1 protein-coding gene is annotated in these 2,352 nt (G+C 62.2%); it reads right to left on the bottom strand.

Features of this window, described 5'->3' with window-relative positions; all coding sequences use genetic code 11:
• Window positions 1-307: 307 nt before the first annotated feature.
• Window positions 308-2,352 (bottom strand): sigma-54-dependent Fis family transcriptional regulator (locus ACXJ7R_RS30280; protein WP_457155029.1); only part of this gene is annotated, 2,045 nt, incomplete at its 5' end.

Raw genomic sequence — 2,352 nt, forward strand, 5'->3', positions numbered from 1 at the left:
CGCATCGCGACATCGAGGAGATCAACATCGGCGGCAGCCTCGTCGTCAATTTCACCGAGCTTGTCGAACTTATGGAGCTCAACGCCGACGGCAAGGTGTAGATGCACWACACCGAATACAATCTCGCCAGCATCAACACCGCGCTCGACGATTTCAAGAACCGCCGGTTCACCGGTCGTGGTGTCATCGTTCCCTGAAGGCGATTTCGGTCGCCGAACTTTCCCCGACCCGCGGCGCGAATGCCGCGGGTTTTTTTGCCGATGATTGGATCTAGTGCATGTCGYCCAAAAGTGACCCGCGATGCGCTTTAGAGGAAACCGCGCCGGATGCCGTATTGGCCGAGTTTGCGATAAAGCGTCGGCCGTGAAATGCCGAGCCTCAACGCGACCTTGCTGAGATTGCCGCCCTCCGCGACAAGCGCATTCTTGATCGCCTGGCGTTCTCCATCCTCGAATGTACACACGGGTGCTTCAAGCATGGTCGTGGGATGGTCGCTGTGCATGGCCATTGCGTTGCGGTTGCCCGCACTGATTTCTTCGGGAAGGTCCTGGAGTCCGATCGTGCCGTCGCGCGCCAGTATATGCAGCCGCTCGACCAGGTTCTTCAATTCGCGCACATTTCCCGGCCAGCGATAGGCCAGCAGCGCGTCGAGTGCTTCATTTGAAAACTCCAGGGGATCAGTGCCCGCCAGTTTTGCGATCTGACGATTGAAATGCTCGACCAGCAAGAGCACGTCGTCGCCGCGCTCACGCAGGGCCGGCACATGAATCGAGACCGCGCCGATGCGGTAATAGAGATCGCTGCGGAAGCGTCCGGCCGCGACTTCCTGCTTGAGATCGCGATTGGTCGAGGCGACCAGTCGCACGTCCACCGGCCGGCCTCTCGAGTCGCCGATGCGGTGAACGACGCGCTCCTCAAGGACACGCAACAGGAAGGGCTGGATTTCGAGCGGCAACTCGCCGATTTCGTCAAGGCTGAGCACACCGCCATTGGCGAGTTCGAAGATGCCCGGCTTGCCGTCCCGCGAAGCTCCGGTAAAGGCTCCGCCCACGTGACCGAACAATTCGCTGCCGAACAGCTCCTTGGTGATTGCGCCACAGTTCATGGCGATGAACGGGTCGTTTTCGGTGCGCCGGCTGCCGGCATGGACAAGCCGTGCGAACAGCTCTTTGCCGACACCGGTTTCGCCTTCTATCAGCAGCGAGGTGACACCGTTCGATCCAGCCACCCGGGAAGCGACATCGACGGCGGCCAGCAATTTTTCGCTTTCGCCGATGATCATCGCCGCGGCTACCCGCAGGTGTTTGTCCCCCTCCCGGCGCATCACCGTCATGCTCGAGACAGCCGGTACGGAGGGAAACACCAAGGCCGCGCCACGAAGGTCGCCATCCAGCTTTAGCGGCGTGACATGGCAGGATCGCAGGTGCGCCGGCAGCGCGTTGGCAAGATCGGTCTCCGAGCCGGAGGCCGGCAGGTTCATGAGCCAACGTCCGCGGCCCGGCTCCATCGGGCCGTCCATCATCTCCGTCGCGTCGCCGTTGGGCACGTTGTTGCAGAAGATCGCGCGGCCACGATGATCGACGATCACCAACCCGTCTTTCCGGCGGTAGCTGGGTGCCGAGGAAATAAAGGCTTCGAGCAGGCGCGTGCGCTGCTCCTGCTGCTGTTCGGCGAGAGCCTTTTCGATTTGCCTGGCGGTGGCGGCGACGAGCGCCGTGTTGTGCGGCCGGAAGATCGGCGAATAGCCCGACAGGTCGACAACGCCGATGATCTTGCCGTCCAGGGGATCGCGGATCGGCGCGCCGGCGCAGGTCCAGGATTTGATGCCGGCACAGAAATGTTCGGCCGCGTGAACGAAAATCGGTTCGCCGGTCCACAGCGCGGTCCCAATGCCGTTGGTTCCAACGGCATCCTCGTTCCATTTGCCGCCGACTGCCAGATGGATGTCCATGCCGTCATGCAGTGTCTTCTTGTCGCCGATGGCGTCGATCAGCACGCCATCGCTGTCGGCAAGCACCAGCATCGCTCCCGTTCCGTCCAGCAACTGGCCAAGCGACGCGAATGACCGCCTCGCCGCCGAGAGCAGTTCGGCATTGGCGCGGGTCAGATATTCGATCTCGTTCCGATCGCTGTTCAGCGGCGCTTCGATGCCCTGCGCATTGATGCCGCCGGTGGCGCTGCGGTACCAGGAATCGTGGATCAGCGAGCGGACGTGGACCGGATCGCGGGCGCATGTCGGCTCGTCGGAGAGAAAACTCTCCCAGGCGCGCATGGTGGCGCGCTCGTCATAGTCGATGTTATCCAGGATCAATTGTCCGGTGGCCATTGAAGCGCGCGCCGGAAGTGCATCGG

Source organism: Mesorhizobium sp. P5_C1 (assembly GCF_054049815.1).